Genomic DNA, 26,622 nt, shown 5'->3' on the forward strand with positions numbered 1-26,622 from the left:
TCGATTCTATTACTCTTATTTTGTTGTTCTAAGATCTCTCTTAAAACGGCTGTCAATTCAATATGTCTAGGAACGTGTTCTTCTTTTTAATGTCGCTTGTTTCTCAAAGCGGGTGCAAAAGTAGAAAACTCTTTTCTAACTGGCAAGAAAAATTTGAAGTTTTTTTTTATAGAAATTTTCATTCTCGTTAACTCTTTTTCTTATCAATCTTTCAAGGAACTTTCCGTGTTTTGCGGGGTGCAAATGTAACATCCGTTTTCCATTCTCACAAGCTTTTCCAAATCTTTTTTAAGAAATAAATTTCCGTTTTAATTCGTGTGCTTGTCAGTATTTTAAGGAACGTTTGTCGTTGTTGCGGGTGCAAAACTACCACCTTTATCTAGATAAACAATACCTTTTTAAAAGTATTTTTCGTTTATTTTTTAACACTCTGATTAGATGCTTTTTGTAGCGTGAAGTTTTTAAGCTCTTACTCTTTGTTCTGAAGTATCTCTTGGTTTTTCGGGGTTTCTTGCTTTGTTCAGCCTTGGTTTTACTGGGTTTTTCTGATTTCTCGCAAAGTCACTAAGGCGCAAAGCTTCCTTTTATTGTCTTTAATATGGTGTTTCTATTGGATTTTGTCCCTCCTAGCCCTGATAGAAGCGGAAATCCTTGGCCTTTTTTCTTTAAAAAGGACAAGATTGGAGCGCATAGCAGGAAACAGCTCCTTAAAAAGCTTCTCCTATATAGTATAGCAAAGTTTTACTCCTATAATAAGGACATAAAAAAGCGGCTACTATATATAGTAGCCGCTTATCATAACTTGATTTATAATCTATTTATTCTACAATAAGTTTTTGAGTTGATGTATTACCATCTTGCTCTACTTTTATAATATAAACTCCTGTAGGTAGATTACGGATATTTAATTCTTTGTTTTCTGTTTGTACTGCGAAAACAATTTTTCCAGACATATCGGATATTCTGATATTCTTTTTGCTCGTAGACGTTGTTTGTACATATACTTTACCGTCTTTAACTGGATTTGGATAAATTACAAATCCGTCGATTGTATTTGTAGGTACTCCCAGAGTACAAACCGTACTTGATACATTTATTGTACGCGTAACAACTGTTTCATTTAGCAATGCATCTTTTACTGTATACGTCAAGATATATTGTCCTGGTGTGGTTACATCGACTGTTCCTGTAACTATTACTCCGGGAGTAATATCTACATTTAGATTGTCTAGCGCTGTAAAACCAGCTTCTACATAAGGACATCCTTTATCTAGAGAAACTATTACGTTTCCTAAAAGTGTAATTATTGGTTTCGCTCTTTCAATTGTTATTGTCCAATTCTCTATAGTTCCGTCTTGAGCTGTTACATTATATACAATAGGTAAAGTATAATTTAATGTTGTTACTCCGCTATTTTGAAAATAGGTTCCAATACGTAATGTAGCAAAATCGGATATTTGGAAAACTGGAACTAACACACTTAAATTGGCATTATTATTAACAAGAACTTTTATCGTTTTTAAAACTGGATCTATTACACTCGTTCCTATTTGGTTTGCTACTGAATATGCAATTATACTTGCTTCTGAATTCTTTGCATTTAAAGTAACGGTGTAGTTTGTTTGTGAAAGCTTATTCTCTGAAACTACTGAAACCAAAAAGCTGTTTGTATAGTCTGAAACAACCGCTTTGGAATTTAATTGTTTTACTCCGTCTATATATAACTCTGCTCCTGATGAAACTGTAAAATCTGCAATTAAATTAGACACATCAATTCCATAAGTCAATGTTTTAGTAGCATTGCTTCCTACGATATCTGTATTGATTTCCTGTGCTAATCCTGGATTAGATGCTGTTTTAAAGTCGTACGAAAGTAATTTGCTTTCATTGCTTAAACCTGTTAACACTTTAATAGTATATGTTTCTATAATTCCTGTGTTAAAACCTACTCCTTCTACATTTAAAGTAACTGGATTTGTATAGTCATTTGCAGTAACTCCACTTACTTGTGTTACCCCGTTTATTTTTGCAATACTTTTCATTCCCAATGAATAATTAGCTACTGCCGTTGTTATATCTGTTCCATCGTTTAATAACACCGAATAAGTTTTAGTAGCTGCATCATAAGAAGCTGAAAGTTGATTTACAAAATCTACTTTTTGTAACAAAACCGGAACATTCCAGAATTTACCTTCGCCCTGTCCATTTGTATCGGCATTTGTTACTACAGCTGTATTATCATTTAGAGTACTATCAAAAACAAATTGTTTATTTCCCTCTGAAAATGAATAATACGCTATTAATCCTGGTTCATTACCAAAATACTTTGTCATCGTGTTTGCAGCTATTGTTGCCTGATTACGTACTCCTGACCAAATACGAACCTCATCTATATTCCCGTTTATACCACGAGCCAAGCCTGCATTATTACCTATGTAGACTGCAGAAGATGCATTTGAAGATGCAGCCGCCGCAGTACCTGTACTAGTAAATGGAACTGAAACCCCATCTATATAAACCGTATACACATTGGCAGCACTTACAGTAAAAGCAATATGTTGCCAAGTGTTTTGTTTAATAGTATTTAATCCTGTATTTACAACATAAGAGCCTCCTGGTGTAGTTATAGAAAGTACTAAACTGTTTTCTTTATAAAGAGTTAGATTAGCTGTATTGTGTATAAAGGCTAATACTGAACTTTTATCTAAAAGTCTTCCGAAAACTGATGGTTGTTTTTGGTTAAGCCAAGCTTCGAATGTATAGTTATTAGTAAGATTTAAAGCTGGAGTAATATCTGTTTTTACAAAATCATTTATCCCATCAAAAGTTCCTGTAACATTCGTTACATAATTTGCAACATGCGAGAGTGTTACTGATTTTGAATTATTTGTAGCATCTGTATCTCCTACTAATTGAGTATAAACTTCAATTGTATAATCTCCAGGAGCACCTAAATTAGCTGTTGTTGTAAATGTAAAGTTAGCTGTTCCAGCTGCTGGAATTATCCCTGTAAAATTCTGAATGACTTCACCTCCTCCATTAATTTTGTATGCTACTGGAAAATTCGTAATAGGTGTACTTGAATAATTACCTATAACAGCAGTAACTGAAACTGCATTACCAGGTTTAACTGGAGCAACAATTCTTTCTACACTTGCATCGGCAGCTGTAAATGGCAATACATTAATGGTATATTCTTCTACCTCAAAATCTGATCTTGAACTTGTAAGTCCATCAATTGTTGGTCCTAGATTTACATTATAATATTCATTAGGAGCACGGAACATGTGAATAACTCGCATTAATTTTTCGCCTGCTGTTGTTCCCGCAGGAATGGTTATGCCCCCTATAGTAACTTGTCTGTTCGTAAAATAATGCTTACTTATTGTAGATGCAATGGCTGGTGCTGTCACAGGACTTGTCGTGTTTACCCAATAATTACCAGCATAAAATTCATCGGTTAAATTGCCATCTCCGTTTAAATCAATAACAATCATCGTAAATACCCCTACAGCCGATCCGGTTTGGTCTCCTATAAGCGGTACTTCTGTTTTGGTTATTGTAACTTCTGGCTGATAGTTAAATCCTGCGTATACAGGGATTTTTATATTCTTAAAATCTGAATACCCAGTAGTCCCTGAAGTCTTTACAACATCATTCCATTTTAATCTAGAAATTGCATATCCATCTGTATTGGTATGAGCTGGCAAATCGTTTTTATTAAATACAATTTTTTCAATTACATCATTAGCAGCATTATCATCTGCTACATCAACACCACTTATAATTTTATATTCAGCATTAACAGTAGACAAATCTGCTTTGGTAGCAAACGTAAAACTAACTGTTGAATATGGTGCAATAGCAGGAACAGCTTCGATCACTTTCGCTCCTGTTGTACCTATCTGATAAAACACAGGATAATTTGTTACTGCAACAGGTCCTAAATTACTAACTCTAATAGTTATGTCATGTGTACTTGTTTTTTTTCCCAGAACTTCTGGTGTTACTATAGAAACGATACTTACATCATTTACAAGTGGTTTAGTTACACAAGTAATATCTGCAATCCATCCACTTCCGTTTTCAATTTCATCTGAAACAAATCTGAAAGTTAATTCTCCTCCAACGGCTGTAGAAGTTAATGATGAAGGTAAAGTATTACCAGTAAATCTGCCTAATAAAGTAGCTGCAGTGGTTGGCCCATTGTAAACGTATAAAAAATCATACCCTAATTCTAAATCAAAGTCAGTAAAATTTACATTAATACTACTTCCTACGGTTGCTGGTATAAAAGTAATTGTTTGCGTAAGCTTATCTGCATAATTTCCGTAACGCGTCCCACTATCTGTAAATGTCGCTGCACAGGTCGTCTTATTAGCAGCTGATCCCATTGTTATATCAGACCCTATATTATTAACATTTTTTGTTATTGTATTATTCTCTGAAACTGCATCGCCCGGATAATTTACATTACCTACTACAGTATATACTCCTGGCGCAGAAAAATCAGCTTTTTGAGTAAAATCATAAGTCACCTCACTCAATGGGTTAACCGGCCCAGGAATTGTTTCTGCAATTACTGCTCCATTATTAATTTTATATGAAACTGGAATATTGCTAATTGCTACTGGAGAGTTATTAAAAACTTTTACTTGTACAGTTTCTGTAGCAGTAACTCCTGCATTAGGCTTAAATGAACTTAAAGCTAAATCGGTTGCAGTAGCTTCAAAAATTTCAACATTATCTATATAAGTTGCACCATATACGTTTCCGCTATTTGTTGCCACAAAATCATTATCACTTACTGTTTCAAAAGCTATACTAAACGTAGTCCCTGCATAAGCCGATAAATCATAGGTTAATTCTTTATCACTGTAAGAAGGAGTTTCACCATATACATCCAGACCCTCATGACTCATTAATGGAACTCCATTTACCGAAACTCTAAAAAGGTTTTTATCCATCCCAACCGGAGTAACATTAGCCCATTCTAAAAAGAACTTCAGTCTTAATACTTTTCCTGCCAGACTAGTTGCGTCAATATCGCAAAAAATTACTTTTTTTATATAATCTGGATTATTAGTAAATGCCAGATTGTTTTTGGGGCTGACTACCCAAGGAGCCGAAGCTGTACCTGCTGATCCAGCCATTTTTACTCCATCTAAAAACTCAGAATTCACATACTCATATTTCACCTCTCCTGTTCTTCCTTTAGAAAAAACATAATTTGTTGCTTTTCTATTGGTAAATTCTTCAACAAATGGCAAACTAGCTGCATTTAAAACCGGTTGAGAAACAGGTTCTACATTTACCGCACGAACTCTTTCTGAAACTATTTGGGTTGCAATATCTACAGTACGAACTGAAAACCAGTTGTCATCGCCTACTGTAACATTTGCAAATGTATATGTAGGATCTGTAACGGTTGCTACAACATCAAACTTATAACCATTCATTTTCAATACCTCATATTTTGCTCCTGCAATAGGATCCCAATCCATTTTATAGGACGAAACTCCACATGCTGCTGGTGCAATAACTAGATTTTTAGGTTCAGTTATAATATTAAAAACTTCTTTGGAAGCATCAGTTTTTGTACCTGCACTAATTCTTATTTTAGCATTAGCAACTATTCCTGCAGGAACTTTCCAAGCAAAATTTCTTGCTGCCGATGGAACATCTGCTGCAATTATTGAATAATTTACTCCTCCATCAACGGAATATTCTATTGTAAAATTTTTTGGCTCTCCTTCATAATCCCAACGAATATATTCTGTAGATTCAGTATTGAATTTTTCGCCACCTATCGGATAAGTCAAAATCAATTCTGGAGCTACATAATCATATACTACAGAAAACTCCTGAGCAGCAATAAGAGGAATTTTTGTACCAGTAACAATAATTTTATAGGTTCCTGGAGCTGGGTTATCTAATGTTACCTGTTCGATATTATTCATATTATCGACTCCTCGTGTTGCATTTACATTAGGCGTTGTTGCATTTAAAATCCATGGCAAAGTAGTAACACCATCTTTAACGATTTTAATATCTAAATCATTAACCTGAGTAGAACTAGAACCTGGTTCAGCACCAGTATCTGAATACGCTAGCATAACTTTTAATGTAACCAATCCTGCCGGAACTACAATATCTTTTTCATAAGTTGCTCCATTAGCTACAGATGCTGTATAAAACATGTTTTTGTCAATAACTTTAACAGCCCTTAATCCATTAAGATTACCAAATCCGTATTTATAATCTGGACCAGGATTACCTACATCTTTAGCCGTGTTTGCCACCAAAGCTTTCATTAAGGATGCCAATGGTCTTGCACCATAAATATTTTTATATCTCTCATAAAGTAAAGCTACTGTACCTGTTGTTCCTGGTGTTGCCATTGAGGTTCCACTCATAACCTGATACGAGTTACTATAATCTAATGAATACACATCGGTACCAACCGCAGCAATTTGTGGCACTAAACGCCCATCGAGTGTAGGTCCAAAGCTACTATAACTACTAATTAAATCATTAGGGTCGTTTGCAGCTACATGTAATGCATTTTTTGAATTTTTTGTTGATGTATTAAATCCTCCTGGATATGCTGTTTGCGCATTTCCATTAGAATAAATATTTAAAAGATAAGGATATGCCACTGTTACATTATCATCTCCTCTATCTCCAGCATTATATCTGAACGTATTGAACCCTGAACTAAGATTAATTCCATAAGAATTTGATGTAATCTCTATATCATCTTGCTGAACAGACAATACTCTTTCTTGGTAAACTGCTAATCCGTTAGACTGAGTATTAAAATTCCAGCCATACATTAGCACTTCTGGAGCCATTCCTTTTGCTCTTGGGTCTAATAAACCTGCACCTCCAATAGTTCCTGAAACATGCTCTCCGTGAGATGAATTCGATTCATATTCTTTACGGGTTACTCTGCCTGTATGATCTTTGTGTTCTTCGAGATTTCCATCCCAAACACCAACTTTTACTCCTTTTCCAGTTAATCCGTATCCTAAGCCCATAATACTTGAGCCTAAAACATTTGCTTTATGCGAAGTGACTCCAGGAAGATTATCACTTTCTACTGGTGCTGGAACTAACTCTATATTTTGAACCCAATTTAATTTTGCAATTTCTTCTAATTTTTCTTTAGAAGCTTCTAAATACACTTCATTAAAGGTTTTATCAATTTTACTGCTTTTTACAAACAAGCTTGATAAATCTTGTGAAATAACTTTAGCATCAACTCCTTTAAAATAACTTACCACTACTTTGATAGTACTCCCTTGCTCTGCATAATCTGGAATAATCCCTTTTGAAATTTCCTGATCTAATTTATACTTAGAATCTATTGTAATAACTGTTCTTATATTATCAGGAACAGTTCCTTTACTATAAAATTCTGGGCTGATTGCTACATAATAAGCATTATTAGATAAATAACTAAGTAAAGTTATCCCCTGCCTTTTTAATTTTTGTTGCTCATCTGCTGATGGAATTTTTGTAAACTGTAACAAAGTATATTCCGTCTTCGGACTTTGCTTACTTGTTGTTCTCTTAAGTTCTTTAACCTGCTGTTTAAAATTAGCAGAAGTACTTATTTTATTTCCATTTACGGAAATAGAATAATCATTTTCAGAAATGCTTTGCGACCATGATGTAATAACGAAAAACATCATAATCAGGCTGAGTAATTTTTTCTTCATTTCACTAAATTAATTGATTAATAAACGGTTAACAAATAGTCACTAAAGAGTAAACCTACAAATAAAATCATAAATAACAAATTATAACTAAATCTAATTTGTTAAATAAAGAAAGAAACAATAGCTTATAAGGAAGATATATAACAAAACCGCATGCTCAAGCCTTGATTAAAAAATAACCAATTACTTCCGGAAGAAAATTAAAATAAATAAATTCTTAAAAAAAAGAACTTCACGTTACTAATAAAAAAAAACAGCTACAAAAAAAAGACTTACCATACTGATATGATAAGTCTTGTATAATTTTTAATTAAATATTCGGTCTATTTTGCAGCCTTCAACTCTTTGGCTTTTTCTTGCCATCGGTTACTAAGGTCGTCATAATCGACTGGTTTTGCAGGTGCCTGATATTGTAATCTACCAGATTCAAAAGCCCGTACTAAGATTGTTTCTATGAGATAATCTTCGTTAACCTCATAAGGTGCATATTCTGTTTTTAAACTTATATCAAAAACATTCGCTGTGGTATTTGCCCAAAATGCTTTCCACCCACTTTTCAGTGTCTTTACTAACTCATATGTAGTAGTTCCTGTTTGACGATGAATTAATTTTACTAATATTTGGCCTTGTTTTCGAGATAATTTTTTAAGCTTCCCTTCGAATTCATTGTTAAGATAATCTTCAACGATTTTAAAATATTTCTTCTTTTCTCTGTTTGAAGATAATCGAGCCATCCCTTTATTAAGTGCCACTAACCTATCTGATGCTAATCTTGCAAATGGATACGTTTTGTAAACTCTATTCTGGAGAATTAAAAATTGTTTTTGAGCCTCGGGATCAAGCTTTTCCTTTGATATAATAATTTCGGGTAATTCAATCGTATCATTTAATATTGAATCCTTTTCAGTTAAAATATATCCCATTTGTTCGGGATCTTTTTTATCGACTTGTGCATGACCAACAAATGACATGAATAGAAAGCAGAATAAGTAGGTTATAAACTTCATTGAGTTATTAATTTAAGTGTAAAATTATACATTATATATACAACTGTAATACCAAATTTATAATTTAGCAAAAAAATAATTTTATGAGTACAAAATCAATCTTAAACGATACTTCAATTGCTTTTTTAGAAAGCTATCTAAATAATGCTTCTCCTACTGGATACGAAAGCAGCGGACAAAAAATCTGGATGGATTATTTAAAACCATACGTTGATACTTTTATTACCGATACCTACGGAACTGCTGTAGGAGTTATAAATCCTGATGCTCCTTATAAAGTAGTGATCGAAGGTCATGCTGATGAAATCTCATGGTATGTAAATTATATTACTGATGACGGATTAATATATGTAATAAGAAATGGTGGTTCTGATCACCAGATTGCTCCATCAAAAAGAGTTAACATTCATACTAAAAAAGGAATTGTTAAAGGTGTCTTTGGATGGCCAGCGATTCATACCCGAAATAGAGATAAAGAAGAGAACCCGAAAATTAGTAATATCTTCATCGATTTAGGTTGCGAGACTAAAGAACAAGTAGAGAAAATGGGGGTTCATGTAGGTTGTGTGATTACATATCCTGATGAATTTATGATTTTAAACGAAAACAAATTTGTTTGTCGTGCACTTGATAATCGTATGGGAGGTTTTATGATTGCCGAAGTAGCTCGTTTATTACACGAAAACAAAGTAAAACTTCCGTTTGGATTATACATTACAAATTCTGTTCAAGAAGAAGTTGGTTTGCGTGGTGCCGAAATGATTACCAAAACGATCAAACCGAATGTAGCAATTGTTACCGATGTTTGTCACGACTCGACAACTCCGATGATTGAAAAGAAAATTGAAGGTGATACAAAAATTGGTTTAGGACCAGTTATTACGTATGCTCCTGCTGTACAAAATAATCTACGTGAGTTAATTATTAATACTGCCGAAGCTAATAAAATTCCGTTTCAGCGTTTAGCATCATCAAGAGTTACAGGTACAGATACTGATGCTTTTGCTTATAGTAATGGTGGTGTAGCTTCAGCATTAATTTCTCTTCCTTTGCGATATATGCATACAACTGTAGAAATGGTTCATCGTGATGATGTCGAGAATGTAATAAAATTGATTTATGAATCTTTATTAAAAATTGAAAACGAAGAAACTTTTTCTTATTTCAAATAAAATTTAAATAGATTAAAAAAAAAGGCCGCAAATCTAAAATTTAGATTTGCGGTCTTTCTATTAATAAAACTAAACAACAGTTAATGTTATTATGTTATGCGTGTTTTAAAATTGCTACAGCGTCTTTAGCATTAGATAATTCTGCATATTTTAAAGCTGTATACCCTTTTTCATCTTTAGCATCAACATTAGCTCCTTTTTCGATTAAAATTTTTAAAATTTCAACTTTATTGTAACGAGCTGCTGTCATTAACGGAGACATTCCATCTGCCGTTTCATTTACATTTGCACCGTATTCTATAAACTTTTTAACAGTTTCAATGTCACCTTTGCTTATAGCAACATTTAATGGTGTAGAATCGTAAGTTGAAACGATAATTTTGTCATTAGCAAATGAATGCTGAACTGAATTTGAAGCTAAAGAAACATTAACAAAAGCTACTAAAGCTACTCCTAAATAAACGATTGACTTTTTCATGATGATTGATTTTTTGATTGATTGTGATTGATAATTAATTTTGATTGATGATTTTAAATGCTTTGTAATTCTTATACAAATATATATTTATTTTTGGTATTATGCTTTGCAAGGTACTTTGTTTTAACTAACAATTAACATTCTCTTAAAATTAGAACCTCAACTTTAAATTATTGTTGTTAAAAAGAACCTACTTATTATAAAGACGCATAAACAAACTAAATGTTACACAATTATTTAAAAAAAATAAATATCTATATATCAACACCTTAAAAACAAACAAATTAAAAAAAAGAATTTAAAGAAACCTGCTTCCTAAACTCAGGCTTAAAGGTTTTACTTACTAAAACGTATAAGGCTAATATTGCTTTAAAAAGGCTACTGCATCTACTGCTTTAGATACTTCGGCAAATTTTAAAGCATTATATCCATTTTCGGCAGTGGTATAAGGATTAGCCCCTTTTTCAAGTAAAAGTTTAATAATTTCAACTTTATTATAACGAGCAGCAGTCATTAGCGGAGTTAATCCTCCCGATACTTTATTTACATTAGCTCCGTATTCTATAAGCCTTTTAACAGTTTCAATATCTCCTTTACAAATTGCAACATTTAAAGGACTAATATCATAATTGATATGTGTAGCACTTGTAAATATTTTGTAGTTAGAGCTTGAAGCTTGTACACCATTGGTTAAAGCTATTAAAGCTACTCCTAAATAAACGATTGATTTTTTCATGATGATTGATTTGATTGATGATTTTAGAATTCTTCCAAATTCTAAGATAAATACTAGTTATTAAGACATCCAAAAAATCTAAATGTTACAGAACTAAATAGTTTTTTTTGCATTTGTTTTTATTTTTAAATGAATCAATAAAAGCCTAAATCCTTTCTAAACAAAAAAGACCGCAAATTTAAATTTGGGTCTTTTATAGTAGGATTCCAATAACAGTTATTTTTTTATGATAGTTTTTAAAAAAGCAGCAGCATCTTTTGCTTTAGAAACTTCTGCGTATTTTAAAGCTGTGTAGCCATTCTCATTTTCCGTATCAAGTTCAGCTCCTTTAGATACAAGAAATTTTATAATTTCAACTCGATTATAACGAGCTGCGGCCATTAATGGAGACATTTTGTCTATTACTTTATTTACATCAGCACCATATTCAATGAATTTCTTCACAGTATCGATATCACCCTTACTAATAGCAACATTAAGAGGGCTTCTATCATATCCCTGAACGATATGTTTCTCATTACTGAATACTTTGATAGTTGAACTGGTGCTTGATGCTGACGCTAAATTTGCAAAAGCGACTAAAGCAACTCCTAAATAAACGATTGACTTTTTCATGATTGATTGATTGATTGATTATTATTCTCTTCAGTTAAATATGCAGTTATTAAATGATACACAAATAAGCAAAATGTTACACTACTTAGATAAATTGCATAAAAACTTATCTCATATATTAGTAAGACGACAAAAAGAGTCAAAAGGTTGCATTATATTTAAAAACAAATAAAACTTACTGATTTTATTTTATAACCAATTAAAATTCAGAATACTAAAATTTATTTAACTTTACATTAAAAACTTAAAATGCAATCATCAGCAACAACAATCGAAGAATATTTAACATCACTTCCTGAAGAAAGAAAAGCCTCCTTTCTTAAACTTCGAGAAACTATACTTAATAATCTTCCTGAAGGTTTTACTGAAGAATTAAGCTACGGAATGATAGGTTAATATCCTAAATACAGCAAACAAAAATTGGACATGGGAAAAAGCTGCATTCGGTTTAAAAAAATGGATGACATCCCATTTGAACTAATAGCGGAACTGGTACAAAAAATGTCTGTAGAAGATTGGATTAATTGTTATGAATCAGAGTTTAAGTATAAACAATCAAAATAATTATAAACCACTTAATTTTAAATTTATGAAAGTTATAAAAAAAATTCTTCTCGCAATTTTAAGTATTGTAATACTAGCATTAATAGTCGCTCTATTTTTACCAAATGAATATCATGTAGAAAGAGAAGTCACTATAAATAAACCAAAAGATAGTATCTTTAATTATGTAAAATATTTAAAAAATCAAGATAATTTTAGTGTTTGGGCCAAGTTAGATCCTGCAATGAAGAAAACTTTTACTGGAACCGATGGTACCGTTGGCGCAATAGCTGGTTGGGAAAGCAAGGATAAAAACGTAGGTAAAGGAGAACAAGAAATAAAAATTATTATTCCAGGTGAACGATTGGAATTTGAACTCCGTTTTAAAATTCCATTTGAATCTACCGATATGGCTTATATGACAACTGAAGCCATTTCTCCAACACAAACTAAAGTGAAATGGGGATTTGATGGTAGATCTCCCTATCCTATGAATTTAATGTTAGCATTTATGAATATGGATCAAATGCTTGGAGAACAACTCGAAACTGGCCTTCAAAATTTAAAAGTAATTCAAGAAGGCAAACAGTAGCGCAAAAAAGAACCCCGCAACTTAAAATTGCGGGGTTCTTTTTTAATCTATTTTTAATCTATTTTAAAGTAAAATATTATTTACTCAAATAAGCTATTACGTTTTTCTCAATACGTTCGTCAATATTATTAATATCGGCTTTAACGAATTTTTCTCCAAGAATGTTTTCATATAATTCGATATAACGCTCAGATACAGATTCGATATAAGCATCTGTCATATCAGGAATTTGTTGCCCTTCTTGTCCTTGAAACCCATTTTCTATTAACCAACGACGAACAAACTCTTTAGATAATTGTTTTTGTTCTTCGTCTTTATCTTGTCTTTCCTGATATCCTTCTGCATAAAAATAACGAGAAGAATCCGGAGTATGAATTTCGTCTATTAAAACAATTACACCATCTTTAGTTTTTCCAAACTCATATTTAGTATCTACTAAGATTAATCCACGACTTGCAGCAATCTCTGTTCCTCTCTGGAATAAAGCTCTCGTATATTTTTCTAAAACCAAATAATCTTCTTCAGAAACTATTCCTTTAGCCAAAATATCTTCGCGAGAAATATCTTCGTCATGCGATCCATTATCAGCTTTTGTAGTTGGTGTAATAATAGGCTCAGGAAATTTATCATTTTCCTTTAAACCTTCCGCCATTGTTACCCCACATATTTGTCTTTTTCCAGCAGCATATTCACGAGCAGCATGACCAGAAACATAACCACGAATAACCATTTCTACTTTAAATGGGTCACATAAATGACCTACAGCTACGTTTGGATCTGGTGTTGCAATTAACCAATTAGGAACAATATCTTGAGTAAGCTCCATAAATTTAGTCGCAATCTGGTTTAAGATTTGTCCCTTATAAGGAATCCCTTTTGGTAAAACTACATCAAAAGCCGAAAGCCTGTCTGTAGCAACCATAACCAAAAGTTCATCGTTGATATTATAAACTTCTCTAACTTTTCCGCGATAAACCGATTTCTGATTTGGAAAATTAAAATTAGTAGTTGTAATTGTATTGCTCATTATTATTTGTTGTGTTGTGTTGTTTCGTATTTTATGAATGCAAATTTAAAACTATTTAAAAGAGCAAGCAAGAAAGTATTCAGTTTTCAGTCACAGTTTACATACTGCAACTGAATACTGGAACTGCGACTGAATAACTAGAACTCTAAACTTACTTCTTCAAAAGTGTTGTATTAAATAAATTCAAGATTCTATCGTATTCATCAATCCAAGAATAGGTTTCTTTAAATCCATGTGCTTCTACAGGAAATGACGATAGACTCCAATTCTTTTTACCTAACTCCATAAAACGTTGAGACATACGTACAATATCTTTATATTCTACATTATCATCAACCATACCATGAAGCATCAATAAATTTCCTTTTAAGTTATCTGCAAAATAAATTGGCGAACTTTTTTTGTAAGCATCTGGATCAGTTTCAGGAAAATTAAGGATATTACCTGTATAACCATGATTGTAATGAGCCCAATCGGTAACAGATCGCAATGCAGCTCCCGAAGCAAATTCTCCCGGCGTTGTAAGCATTCCCATCAAAGTGATAAAACCTCCATAAGAACCACCATATATTCCAACTCTATTCGCGTCGATTCCGTAATTATCAACTAGATATTTCTTTCCATCTATTTGATCAGACAAATCTTTTCCACCCATAAAACGGTATATTCCAGTTCTTACATCACGACCATAACCATCACTACCTCTATAATCAATATCCAAAACTGTATAACCCAAATCCGTCAGCATATTATGAAACATATATTCTCTGTGGTAGTTGCTCCAGTAATTGTGTGCATTTTGTAAATAACCTGCTCCATGAACAAATAATACAGCTGCTTTATTAGACTTCTCTGCTTTTGGAGTATACATTCTCGCATAAACAGTAGTGCCATCTTGTGCCTTAAACGTAATTACTTCAGGTTCTCTCCAAGGGTATTTTTTAAACTCCTCAGTAGTCGAAGACGTTATTTGCTGTAATGTTGCATTCTTCTTATTCTCGGCAATGTATAAATCCCAAGGCTTGTTTTTATAAGAATAACGTACTAATAATGTTTTTTCATCTGGAGATAAACTTACTTCATGTGCACCATCTTTGGTTAAAATCGGTTCAAGAACACCATTGGCAGCAGCCAGTTTATAGAAGTTTCTATTACCTGGATGAGTTGTGTTTGTCGTTAAATAAAAAGTCTTTTTATCTTTTGATAAACTCACATCTCTTACTTCCCAATTACCATTAGTAAGTTGTGTTTTCTTTTTAGCTTTTAAATTATAAGTATATAAGTGAGAATATCCTGTAACTTCTGATTGAAAGTAAATAGTTTCATTATCTGAAAGGAATCCCAAAGTTCCCGAATCGAAAGCATAAGAAGGAATTCCAGGTCCACCAATCCAAGCTTCGTCATGCTGATGCTCTATTTCCTGAAAAGTTCCTTTGTCTAAATCAAGACTAATTAGCCATCTTTCTTTATTATCCTGACTTCTTATTTCGGCTATAGCCAATGAACCACTGGCATTATAAACTGGCGCCTGAACAGTAATTAGCTTATCTGATTTTTCTTTGTTCTTAAGCTTTTCATACGAATCATAATATTTAGGAACGTCCTGAATATGACTTAAAGTAGAAAAATTGACAAAATAAACCGAATCTTTAGCAACTGAATAAATTCCGAATTTGGTCTTTACAAAATTATCTACCGAAACTTTTTCTTTCGTTTCTGGTGATTGATTATAACCATCGGCTGTTATAAAAACTTCCATTGTTTCTTTTTTAACATCCAATTTTTCAATTAAACTAAATGTTGCAAAATTTCCGTTGGGATTTACTTTAAGACTTTGTAATTCGTCTTTTTTCCCATAGTAATATCCTTTAGGAAAATCAGATTTAACGCTATTCTTTTTAGCTTTATTCCATTCTTTCTTAGCTTCTTTGTCTCTAATAAATTGGAATAATTCTTTTTGTTGTGTTTTCAGAAAAGAATCTTTATTTGATTCCTTCTCAGCTTTGTCTCCGCTATTAAAATTTGAAATTTGTACAATCGTACCTTCCTTGGTATTGTACTTAAACAAATTATCATTTTGCTGAAAAAACAAAATTCCAGCTTCAAAGCCTACTTCTAAATTAGAAATCGGATTCGATTGCTGGAATATTTTTTTTGAAGTTTTATTATGTATAGAGTAAGAATATAAACCGCCATTATCGATGTAATAAACTATATCGGATGTTCCATTTCTTTTAAAATCCAATTGCGAAAAAGCTGCTTCTTTTGGCTGGGCCAATACAGGTTTGGCCATTCCTTTCTCCCAGAAATAAGTACTTAAACCTAAATCATTATTTGGATTCCAGTCGAAGTAAATCTTTTTTCCATCCAAGCTCCAATGCTGATTAGTCGGTTGGACACCTGTAAAAGAATCCCCTTTCATGATTTCTTCAAGCTTCAGGCTTTGACTTTTCCCAGATATTGAAAAAGCTAAGAAAGCAAGTACAAAGATATTTTTAGTCATTTTTATGTTATTTGATTAACACAAAAATACACTTTGAAAGCAATTAAAAAAATCTTTCTAATTTGTAATAAAAAAATTAACCGCAAAGGTCGCAAAGAGTTACGCAAAGGTTAGAAATCCTTTTAATCTTGATAATCTGTGGCTAAAAAATAACCGCAAAGGGCGGCAAAGAGTTACGCAGAGGTCGCAATGATTAAAAATCCGTCCCGACGCTTCGGGATCATGTTTTCGCTTTAGCAAATCCGTCTCATCCGCGTTCCATTACAGACAATCTTAACGAGCTACTCGCGGAGATTCTTCCTGCGTCAGAAAGACAATATTGCGGATAAAACTTAGACTATTAACCGTAAAGCAGACAAAAATGGGTTTCCTCTATATTTATATTTTAAATCGTAACCGAAACTTTACCCAAAACATTCTCAGTTAAATATTTTGCTACACCATCTTCTCTATTTGTTTCAATAACTTCAATATGTGGTAACTCATTTTTTAAATTCTGAGGGGCATTACCCATAATCAAAGCTTTTCCTGTAGAAGACAACATTTTTAAATCGTTAAAACCGTCACCAAAAGAAATAGCCTCATCAAAAGTAGCATTCTCTAATTCTAGAACTTTTGCAATTGCTACACTTTTATCTACAGATTTATCCATAAACTCAAGACAGTTTGGTAAACTAAAAGCATGATGCAAAACATCTGAGTTCTTACTTAAAATAACATCTTTTAATGCAACCAATTTTTCATGGTTATCATGTGTGAAAAATATTTTTATGGCTTTATAATCTTCTAATGTGGAGTAATCAACTAATTCTGGGTGATAAACTAAATCAGCCTGAAAAGCATTCAGTTTTTCGCTCATTCTATTAGTAAGCCAAACGTTTTCTTTAAATAAAACTGTTGTAATTTCTGGGTCAATATCTACGTTTAAAGCTGATTTTACAACATCGCTTGCAATATCAAAAGCGAAAAGTTCTTTCTTTTCTGGTGAGTGTATACGTGCTCCATTAGAACTTACCAGATAAACAGGGATTCCTAAGCTATCAATAATTCCCATTGCATCAAGATGATGACGTCCTGTAGCAACTATAATAAGATATTTTTGGTTGTAAAGTTCTTGAAAAACTGATTTTGTATAAGGAGAAATCTTGTGATCTGGATTAAGTAATGTACCATCTAAATCGGTAATGATTACTTTTATTTTTTTAGATTCTGAATTCATATTGAGTATCAAATATTTATTAATTACAAATTTATCGCTTTGTAAAATGGGAAGCAAAGAAAACCGATAAATACGGAAGAAATAAGTTAAACTTTACTATTTCCTTAACATAAATTAACTAAGTCATTCAAAAAAAAATATTCGTTTTATGCATTTCTATAAAGAGATGTATAAAACGAATATCATTAAATATCAAAACACATTTTACGATTTACATTTGACATTTTTCAAGAACCATTCCATGGGATTAATCGTTGTTTTCAATTTGTTTGTAAGCATCAATTACTTTTTTCACCAATCGATGGCGTACAATATCTTTATCATCAAGATAGATAATACCAATGCCTTCTACATCTTTAAGAACCAATATAGCTTCTTTAAGTCCAGAAATAGTTCGGCGTGGTAAATCGACCTGACCAGGATCTCCTGTAATCATGAATTTAGCATTTTTCCCCATACGGGTCAGGAACATTTTCATTTGAGAATGTGTTGTGTTTTGTGCTTCATCCAAAATTACAAATGCATTATCTAGTGTACGCCCACGCATAAAGGCAAGTGGAGCAATCTGGATAATTCCTTTTAAAATGTAATCCTCTAGTTTTTCATTTGGCAACATATCGCGCAAAGCATCATAAAGAGGTTGCATGTATGGATCTAGTTTTTCTTTCATATCGCCAGGTAAAAATCCGAGGTTCTCCCCTGCTTCTACTGCTGGTCGTGTAAGTATGATCCTTTTTACTTCTTTATCTTTAAGTGCTTTAACAGCCATTGCAACACCCGTATACGTTTTTCCTGTTCCAGCTGGTCCAACTGCAAATACCATATCATTTTTTTTAATGGTATCGACCAATAATTGTTGGTTAGGCGTCATGGCCTTGATAATTTTACCAGCAACTCCATGAACTAATATTTTGTCATGATCGTATGCCTTTTTTTCATCCTGACCATCGCTCATAATCACACGTTCAATTACATTATCATCAATGTTGTTGTATCGGGTAAAATGAAGCATCAATCTTTGAAATCTTTTCTCGAATTCATCTAAGACTTCTTTTTCGCCAAACGCCTTTAAAGTCGTCCCTCTCGCTACTATTTTAAGCTTTGGGTAGTACTTTTTAATTATTTCAAGATGAGTGTCTTGAGCGCCCCAAAAGTCTTTTGGAGCGATGTCTATTAGCTCGATTATTCTTTCGTTCAAATGAGGTAGTTTTAAATTAAAATTAATTTTTTATAAATCAAATGGCTGTCGGGTTCTTTTTTAGTTTTCAGTCCCAGTGTTCAGTTTCAGTTACCATTTATATTTTCAACGAAATCTCACTTCTTTAAAAAAATGCTATTTCGTTTATAAACTGAATACTGTAACTATAAACTAAGACTACTATAATTTTACTTATTTTTAAAATACAATTTATCTTTTCTTTCCTTCCATTTTGCGTTTACTATTATTAGCTTTGCATTTCTCAAATTTAATGAAAATTAGATTTAAATACTATCAATAGTTATAAACAAAATGATGTCAATAATTACCCTTACTACCGATTACGGCTTAAAAGACCACTTTGTAGGCGCGCTGAAAGGGAAAATATTATCCGAATATTCCGAAGCTACAATTGTAGACATTTCACATGACATCGATCCATTTAATACAACCGAAGCAAGTTATATTATTGGTGCATCTTATTTTAGTTTCCCTAAAGGAACCGTACACCTTATTGGTGTCGATATAGAGCGCAATAAAGAGAACCAACATATAGCAATGCAATGGAACGATCATTACTTTATTTGCGCCGATAATGGTATATTAAGTATGCTTACGCAAAAGATTGTTCCGCAAAAAATAGTTTTCATTAATATACACGACCGATTACCAGGTGATGCCAGCGATCTGGATGTTTTTATAAAAGTTGCCTGTCATATCGCCAAAGGTGGTTTGCTAAATGTTATTGGAAAAGAAACACAAAGCATCAAGCAAATAACCGAACTACAGTCGATAGTAGGAAACGATGGGAATTCGCTAAAAGGATATGTATCCTATATTGACCATTTTGGTAACGTAGTAACTAATATTTCCAAAAGACAATTTCTGGAAGTCGCACGAGGACGTCCTTATGAGATTGTGATGAAACCCAAAAGCATCAAAACTATTTTACCAAATTACTCGGCAATAGCCAGTTCCGAAAAATATCCTATCAAAACTTATGAAGGAGAAAAACTAGCTATTTTTAACGAAGCAGGTTTTCTAGAAATTGCTATTTTCAGAAGTAATCCATCAAAAGTTGGTTCAGCAAATAGTTTACTAGGTCTTAATTATCGTGATACAATTTTAATTCAGTTTAAGAATTAACCAACAAAATTTAGAGTTTAATCCCAATAACTTTTAGATTCTTAAAAATAGTTTCTCATAACAAGATAAATATTAATAGAAAGAATAATCTATTTTGGTATTTTTGCGCGCATATAAGCCATTTCTCAATCTAAAATTATAAAAATGTTTGTTCGAATAGTAAAAATGAGTTTTCACGAAGAGAAAATCCCTGCTTTCATGGAAAATTTTAATAGTGTAAAAGACAAAATACGAAATGCTCCCGGAAATCGTTTTTTAGAATTGTATCAAGACAAAGACAATAAAAATATATTTTTCACATATAGTTATTGGGAAACCGAAGCCGACTTGGAAAATTACAGGCAATCGGAACTTTTTAATACGGTTTGGACATTTACCAAAGCCTTATTCAATGCAAAACCCGAAGCCTGGAGTGTAGACAAATTAGTTTCATTGGTTTAAGAATGGACAATATTAAAATAAAAAATTGAACCATTAAGAGATTAAGAAAATTAAGCTATATCAAAAAAACTTGATTAATTAGAAGAGAAAAAAAATATTTTAATCTGAGTAATCTACAATAAAAAAATCAAACCATTAAGAGATTAAGGAAAATAAAGAGTTTATGAGTTTTTATGCCACAGATTATCAAGATTAAAAAGATTTCATCCCGAAGCATTGGGATTGCGACCTTTGCGAAATCTTTGCGGTTAATTTTTCTACCACAGATTAGAAAACTTTAAACATTAAACTTTTAAACAAAATACAACGAATACCCGAATAAACAAATTAACGTTAGAATATGAAATCAATCGTTTTACGAGAAATAAAATCCTTTTTTGGATCTCCCATTGGCTATTTGGTCATTGCAATCTTCCTGATTAGTAATGGCTTATTTTTATGGGTTTTTCAAGGAGAATACAACATCCTTAATACTGGTTTTGCCGACCTTACTCCTTTCTTTACTTTGGCACCATGGATTTTAACATTCCTGATCCCGGCAGTAACCATGCGTAGTTTTTCTGATGAGAAAAAACAAGGCACAATCGAATTATTACTTACAAAACCATTGAGCATTTGGCAAATTGTAAACGGAAAATTTATTGGTTCATTACTTTTAATCATAATGGCTATTATTCCAACATTTATATATGTAAAAGTAGTTTCTAGTTTAGGATTACCAGAAGGAAACATAGATATGGGAAGTACAATTGGTTCGTATTTTGGATTATTATTCCTGATTGCAGCTTATACCGCTATCGGAATTTTTACTTCTACATTATCCGAAAATCAAATCGTAGCTTTTATTATAGCAGTATTTTTATGCTTCTTCTTTTATTTTGGTTTCGAAGGTCTATCGACTATAGTTCCTGGATTCATGAATGTGATTTCATCATTAGGAATGCAAAATCATTTTAAGAGTATGAGCCGAGGCGTTATCGATACACGCGATGTAATTTATTTTTTAAGTATAACGGTGCTTTTCCTTTCGTTTACTGTATATCAACTAAAATCTTTTAAATCGTAATGAAAATTTCTTCTCAAAAAAATATTAAAACGTTACTCATTACGGTTATAATTTTAATTGTCTTAAATATTGCGGGTACATTTGTATTTCACCGTTTTGATTTAACAAAAGACAAAAGATATACTTTATCACCTACTTCATTAAGCATTATCAAACAGGTTCATAATCCGTTGTCTATAAAAATTTATATGCAAGGCGATTTACCTGCCGAGTTTAAACGTTTGGAACAAGAAACTCAGCAATTATTAGAAGAGTTTCAGGCTTATAATAAAAATATTGTTTTTGAATTCGTTAATCCTCTGGAAAACGAAGACGAAAGCATGGATATGGTTAAAGAGTTATATCGCAAAGGACTTACTCCTATAAACATAACTGTAGATGACAAAGGAAAACAATCGCAAGCAATGGTTTTTCCTTGGGCAATTGCAGTCTATAATAACAAAGAGGTAAATATCCCTTTATTAAAAAACCAAATGGGAGCTTCGACTACTCAAAAAGTAATTGGTTCTGTACAGCATTTAGAATATTCTATTGCCGATGCATTGAATAAAATTACCAAAGAGAAACAAAAAAAGGTCGCAATAATAAGAGGAAATGGCGAAATGAAAGAGATTTTCATGGCAAAATTCCTGATGCAAATTCGCGAAAGTTATCACATTGGTCCATTTACTTTAGATTCTGTTGCAAAAAATCCAATTGGAACTTTAGATGCTTTACAAAAATATGATTTAGCTATTATTGCTAAACCTACAGAAGCATTTACAGATGGCGAAAAACAAGTTCTTGATCAGTTTATCATAAACGGAGGAAAAACTTTATGGCTTGTAGATCAGGTAAACGCCGAAATGGATAGTTTATACAATCAATCTGGAGCTACACTGGCTTACCCGAGAGATTTAAATCTTAATGACATGTTCTTTAAATACGGATTCAGAATTAACCCTGATTTGGTAAAAGACGAACAAGGAAGTCCTATTAAACTGGCTACGGGCGAACAAGGAAGCGCAACTCAATATCAGGATTTCATTTGGAAATTTGCTCCTCAAGTTAAACCTGAAAGCAGACATCCGATTGTAAAAAATCTTGGCGGGATAAAATTTGATTTTGCAAACCCAATTGATACCTTAAAAAATAGTATTAAAAAAACGGTTCTTTTGCAATCATCACCTTATTCTAAAAAAATTGGAACTCCTGCCGAAATCAATTTGAATATAGTAACCGAAGAAGCTTCGCCAAAAGATTACATAAACAAAGGAAATATCCCTCTATCAGTTTTATTAGAAGGCGATTTCCATTCGATGTATGAAAATCGTGTTTTACCATTTGAACAAAAAACATTTCAAACAAAAGGAAAAACAACCAAAATGATTGTAATTTCTGATGGAGATTTAGTGCGCAATCAGCTAGATAAAAATTTAACTCCTGTAGAATTAGGTTACGACCAACGTTCAGGAAATTTATACGACAACAAAGATTTCTTAATGAATTGTGTTAATTATTTACTAGACGACACAGGACTTATTAACATTAGAAGCAAGGATCTTAATTTACCTTTATTAGACAAAGAAAAGGTTTATCAAGAGTATACCATTACGCAATTCATAACTATCGGACTACCAATTCTAATATTATTGGTCTTTGGGCTTGTATTTACTTTCCTTCGTAAAAGAAAATACAGCAAATAGATGTTAATAAAAAATTTGGGATACTAGGATTGTTTACGATATATTTGTAAAAATGTATTCTAGTCATTTTCCAAGCTAAAATATATACCAAAAAATAAAACAAAAGAGATGAAATTTATAGTATCGAGTTCGTACTTATTAAAGCAATTACAAGTTTTAGGTAGTGTAATCAATAGTAACAATACGTTACCTATTTTAGACAACTTTCTATTTGAATTAGACAATAATGAATTAACAGTTTCTTCATCGGATCTTGAAACGACGATGTCTGCAACTTTAGCGATTGATTCTACGAGCAAAGGAAGTGTTGCAATCCCTGCAAAATTATTACTAGAAATTCTTAAAACATTTCCAGAACAACCTTTAACATTTACTGTTGAAGATAATAATACTGTAGAAATTAGTTCTAACTCAGGAAAATATGCATTAGCATATGCAGCTGGAGAAGAATTTCCTAAATCAGTAAACCTAGAAGAGCCTTCAGTTACTCTAGTTCCATCAGATGTTTTGGCTACAGCTATTAGCAAAACAATATTTGCTGCTGGTAATGACGATTTACGTCCGGTAATGTCTGGAGTTTTCTTCCAGTTTTCGCCAGAAGGATTAATATTTGTTGCTACAGATGCTCACAAATTAGTAAAGTATGCTCGTACAGATGTAAAAGCATCACAAGTTGCTGATTTTATTATGCCAAAGAAACCTTTAAATATCTTAAAAAGTATCTTAGGAGCTTCTGATGCTGAAGTAAAAATCGAATACAACGATTCTAATGCTACTTTCTCATTCGATAACTACATTTTGATGTGTCGTTTAATCGATGGGAAATATCCAAACTACGAAGCAGTAATTCCAAAAGAGAACCCAAACAAGTTAATGATTGACCGTTCTTTATTTTTAAGTTCAGTACGTCGTGTGGCTATTTTCTCTAATAAAACTACACACCAAATTCGTTTGAAAATCGCTGGAGCAGAATTAAATGTTTCTGCCGAAGATATTGATTACTCAAACAAAGCCGAAGAAAGATTGACTTGTGATTACCAAGGTGATGACTTACAAATCGGATTCAACTCACGTTTCCTTACCGAAATGTTGACAAACTTACAATCAGATATGATTATGTTGGAAATGTCTTTACCAAACAGAGCAGGAATCCTAACTCCTGTAGATGGTTTAGAAGATGGAGAAACAGTAACCATGTTGGTTATGCCGGTAATGCTAAATAGTTAACATTTAATTATGTTTTTGTTATATTAGATTTTTGATATTCAAATATAATACTTATTATTGCATAACAATTACGCTATTAACCAACCATTTTTATACTTAAAAAACCGCAACTTCTTTTAGAAATTGCGGTTTTTTTATTTTGTTGAAGTTCTATAGCTAAGGTTAGTAGATAAGAAAAAAAAGCATTTCGCTAAGATTCACAAAGAGGTATCACAAAGGGTCACTAAGTTTTCTTCAATATTGCCTTTCTGAGCATCCTGAAACTTCGGGAGAAGAATTCTCATTAGTAACTCTACAAAGATTATGTATAGACTGCGCGCCCTTCTCCCGAAGTTTCGGAACGCTCAGGGTGACAAAGGAAATATAGCTTTTACTCTACATGTAGTCTTTACTCTATTATCTAATATCTTTTTTTCTTAACTCTACTCTCTTGCATCTATCATCTTTCTTCTCCCATCTTTCCGCCTAAATCACGCCCATTTTTTGCATCAAGAAAGTAGCGCTTTTATTTTTGCAGATACCTTCACGGAGTTTATAATCAAAATGTAGATCATTATTTTTTATCTCAACCTCAAAACATTGATTCGTTAAGATATCAGGATATTCATTTGTAGTTAAGCAAACTTCGATATCGTGAGTTGCGATTGCACCAATTGCTTTTTTTGCAATTACCTTTTTTACAACCTCGATAGTTCCGTTACGCTTATCATCGGAATTTGTTCCTCTTAAAATCTCATCTAAGAGCACAAAAGCAGGTTTATCCTCCAGTGCATCCATAATTTGTTTTAAACGCTTAATTTCGGCAAAAAAGTACGATTCACTATCAGATAAGGAATCTGATAGACGCATCGAAACCAAAACTGGCAACGGATGCATTGTAGCTTTATTTGCGCATACTACAGAACCTATTCCACCTAAAACCATATTAATACCTAAGCTACGCAAAAAGGTGCTTTTTCCAGACATATTCGACCCCGTAAGTATCATAAACGATTCTGGGAAAAATTGCACTTCATTCCCTACTCTAGTTTCTGGATTTAATAATGGATGATTTAGATTAGAAAAACCAATTTTAAAATCTGTATTCAGTTCAGGAAACACAAAATCTTGATTGTTATGAGAAAAATTGGCTAAGCTATTTAGCATTTCAAATTCACCAATTACATTTAGCCATTCTTCCAGAACAGATGCGTGATTGGTTTTCCAATATAAAAGATTTTTTAAAACATGAAGATTGAACAAAAAAGTACCATTAAACAACAAAGCAGATACAAAATTATTGATTGTATCCATGTTCGAAAACAACTCCGACAATTGTTTTAAATGAATACTTGCTTTAGCATTCTTATAAACTAACTTATTTTGTAGTTTAATTAATTTATCTGATTTAAAAGTTTCGTTTTCAATCTCCTTAACCAATAAACCATATTGTTTGATAATTGTATCAATATTCTCGGCTTTAGCAATTTCAGTTTGAATTCTTTTAAAGAACATACCTAAAATTGTCGTGTTCAGAATAAATGTAAAAGTAATGTAAGATAAAAAAGTAACATTTGAAGTTATAAAATAAGCAATTAATAACGCTCCAAAAGTAGCTGGCAGAACATACATTAATATAGACATCATTTTTGAAATAGGAGCACTTTTACCATCCTTCCAATTTAGTAATGCCTGATAAGCTTCTTTAGTATCTCGTCCTAATACTGCAAGCGCTAAAAACTTCTGACGCCAATCTAGCTTAGATTCAAGTTCATGTATCGCATCTTGGTTTTTGGTAATTTCGTCATTAGTTAAATTATGTAATAACTGATTTGCCAATGTTTTCTTTCCAACAAAAGTTCCTGTTCTATTAAGACTTTGAAATAAAGAATGTTCTCCAAAAATATCTAAATCATAAGCATATGGATGATGAAAGTCGATAAACTCTTGTCCGTTTTCAAAAGGAAGTTTTTCTCTTTTTAAGAAAGTTATTTCGTTTTTATTAATCTTTAAAAGTGTTTCTGTAAGTTTCTTTTTAAAAGACAACTTCGCATGAATACGCATTAAAACAATAAAACCAATGAATAATAAAGCTGCAGAAACAAGATATACTGTAGCATCTGTTTTGATATAATAATAACCTAAAACCAAACAGGAAACAATACTCAAAAGTCGTAATAAACTAATGCTATTGTATTTTTTATTAATTGCACTTAAAGCATCTGAATAACTGCTAACATTCTTTTTATATTCTTCCATTGATT

Annotated in this window: 17 protein-coding genes and 1 pseudogene; 8 read left to right on the top strand and 10 right to left on the bottom strand. The window is 32.3% G+C overall.

What is annotated here, in order from left to right; genetic code table 11:
• Nucleotides 1-818: 818 nt before the first annotated feature.
• Together OA93_RS17565 and OA93_RS17570 are read right to left on the bottom strand one after the other, a co-directional pair.
• Nucleotides 819-7,724: a S8 family serine peptidase gene (locus OA93_RS17565; RefSeq protein WP_039114907.1), complete on the bottom strand. Its 6,906-nt coding sequence runs from the start codon at nt 7,722-7,724 to the stop codon at nt 819-821.
• A 323-nt stretch (nt 7,725-8,047) separates the two neighbouring features.
• On the bottom strand, nt 8,048-8,731 hold the full coding sequence (locus OA93_RS17570) for a DUF4294 domain-containing protein (protein WP_039114909.1): 684 nt from the start codon (nt 8,729-8,731) through the stop codon (nt 8,048-8,050).
• 83 nt (nt 8,732-8,814) lie between these two features.
• Here OA93_RS17570 and OA93_RS17575 point away from each other — a divergent pair, with 83 nt between their 5' ends.
• Nucleotides 8,815-9,903, top strand: coding sequence for a M42 family metallopeptidase (locus OA93_RS17575; RefSeq protein ID WP_039114911.1), 1,089 nt, complete (start codon nt 8,815-8,817; stop codon nt 9,901-9,903).
• Nucleotides 9,904-9,997: 94 nt separating this feature from the next.
• On the opposite strand, the gene OA93_RS17580 is transcribed toward OA93_RS17575, so the two are convergent.
• The 3 genes from OA93_RS17580 to OA93_RS17590 all read right to left on the bottom strand — a co-directional run bounded on the left by OA93_RS17580 (nt 9,998) and on the right by OA93_RS17590 (nt 11,732).
• Complete coding sequence (locus OA93_RS17580) at nt 9,998-10,381, bottom strand: ankyrin repeat domain-containing protein (protein WP_035627414.1); 384 nt, start codon at nt 10,379-10,381, stop codon at nt 9,998-10,000.
• A gap of 358 nt (nt 10,382-10,739) precedes the next feature.
• The gene (locus OA93_RS17585; RefSeq protein ID WP_039114912.1) at nt 10,740-11,117 is read right to left on the bottom strand and encodes an ankyrin repeat domain-containing protein; all 378 of its coding nucleotides are present in this window, start codon (nt 11,115-11,117) and stop codon (nt 10,740-10,742) included.
• Between the two features lie 216 nt (nt 11,118-11,333).
• Nucleotides 11,334-11,732: an ankyrin repeat domain-containing protein gene (locus OA93_RS17590; protein ID WP_039114914.1), complete on the bottom strand. Its 399-nt coding sequence runs from the start codon at nt 11,730-11,732 to the stop codon at nt 11,334-11,336.
• 249 nt (nt 11,733-11,981) lie between these two features.
• Between OA93_RS17590 and OA93_RS24510 the strand changes: the two are divergent.
• Both OA93_RS24510 and OA93_RS17600 read left to right on the top strand, forming a co-directional pair.
• Nucleotides 11,982-12,296 (top strand): annotated as a pseudogene (locus OA93_RS24510) (DUF1801 domain-containing protein).
• Nucleotides 12,297-12,321: 25 nt separating this feature from the next.
• Nucleotides 12,322-12,867, top strand: a complete 546-nt coding sequence (locus tag OA93_RS17600; RefSeq protein WP_039115155.1) for an SRPBCC family protein — start codon at nt 12,322-12,324, stop codon at nt 12,865-12,867.
• A gap of 76 nt (nt 12,868-12,943) precedes the next feature.
• Here OA93_RS17600 and OA93_RS17605 read toward each other — a convergent pair whose 3' ends face one another.
• From OA93_RS17605 to OA93_RS17620, 4 genes are all read right to left on the bottom strand, one after another.
• Nucleotides 12,944-13,894 carry a phosphoribosylaminoimidazolesuccinocarboxamide synthase gene (locus tag OA93_RS17605; protein ID WP_039114916.1) on the bottom strand — a complete coding sequence of 317 codons (951 nt, stop codon included), beginning with the start codon at nt 13,892-13,894 and terminating at the stop codon, nt 12,944-12,946.
• A gap of 151 nt (nt 13,895-14,045) precedes the next feature.
• Nucleotides 14,046-16,397, bottom strand: a complete 2,352-nt coding sequence (locus tag OA93_RS17610; RefSeq protein WP_039114918.1) for a prolyl oligopeptidase family serine peptidase — start codon at nt 16,395-16,397, stop codon at nt 14,046-14,048.
• Nucleotides 16,398-16,782: 385 nt separating this feature from the next.
• Complete coding sequence (locus OA93_RS17615; RefSeq protein WP_039114919.1) at nt 16,783-17,616, bottom strand: Cof-type HAD-IIB family hydrolase; 834 nt, start codon at nt 17,614-17,616, stop codon at nt 16,783-16,785.
• Between the two features lie 247 nt (nt 17,617-17,863).
• On the bottom strand, nt 17,864-18,814 hold the full coding sequence (locus OA93_RS17620) for a PhoH family protein (protein WP_035627373.1): 951 nt from the start codon (nt 18,812-18,814) through the stop codon (nt 17,864-17,866).
• A 315-nt stretch (nt 18,815-19,129) separates the two neighbouring features.
• On the opposite strand from OA93_RS17620, the gene OA93_RS17625 reads away from it, so the two are divergent.
• The 5 genes from OA93_RS17625 (at nt 19,130) to dnaN (ending at nt 24,379) form a co-directional block, all read left to right on the top strand.
• Entirely contained in the window at nt 19,130-19,960 is an 831-nt protein-coding gene (locus tag OA93_RS17625; RefSeq protein WP_039114921.1) for an SAM-dependent chlorinase/fluorinase, read from the top strand.
• A 144-nt stretch (nt 19,961-20,104) separates the two neighbouring features.
• Complete coding sequence (locus OA93_RS17630) at nt 20,105-20,401, top strand: antibiotic biosynthesis monooxygenase family protein (protein ID WP_039114923.1); 297 nt, start codon at nt 20,105-20,107, stop codon at nt 20,399-20,401.
• Between the two features lie 340 nt (nt 20,402-20,741).
• A complete protein-coding gene (gene gldF, locus OA93_RS17635) occupies nt 20,742-21,467 on the top strand; it encodes a gliding motility-associated ABC transporter permease subunit GldF (protein ID WP_039114924.1) in 726 nt (241 codons plus the stop codon).
• Entirely contained in the window at nt 21,467-23,152 is a 1,686-nt protein-coding gene (gene gldG / locus OA93_RS17640; RefSeq protein ID WP_039114926.1) for a gliding motility-associated ABC transporter substrate-binding protein GldG, read from the top strand. The genes gldF and gldG overlap by 1 nt, the downstream gene beginning before the upstream one ends.
• 108 nt (nt 23,153-23,260) lie before the next feature.
• Nucleotides 23,261-24,379 carry a DNA polymerase III subunit beta gene (gene dnaN, locus OA93_RS17645; protein WP_039114927.1) on the top strand — a complete coding sequence of 373 codons (1,119 nt, stop codon included), beginning with the start codon at nt 23,261-23,263 and terminating at the stop codon, nt 24,377-24,379.
• Nucleotides 24,380-24,844: 465 nt separating this feature from the next.
• Here dnaN and OA93_RS17650 read toward each other — a convergent pair whose 3' ends face one another.
• Nucleotides 24,845-26,617 (bottom strand): DNA mismatch repair protein, encoded by a 1,773-nt coding sequence (locus tag OA93_RS17650; RefSeq protein WP_039114929.1) that lies wholly within the window; start codon nt 26,615-26,617, stop codon nt 24,845-24,847.
• Nucleotides 26,618-26,622: the final 5 nt, after the last annotated feature.

The organism is Flavobacterium sp. KMS, from assembly GCF_000813005.1.
Taxonomy (GTDB): Bacteria; Bacteroidota; Bacteroidia; order Flavobacteriales; family Flavobacteriaceae; genus Flavobacterium.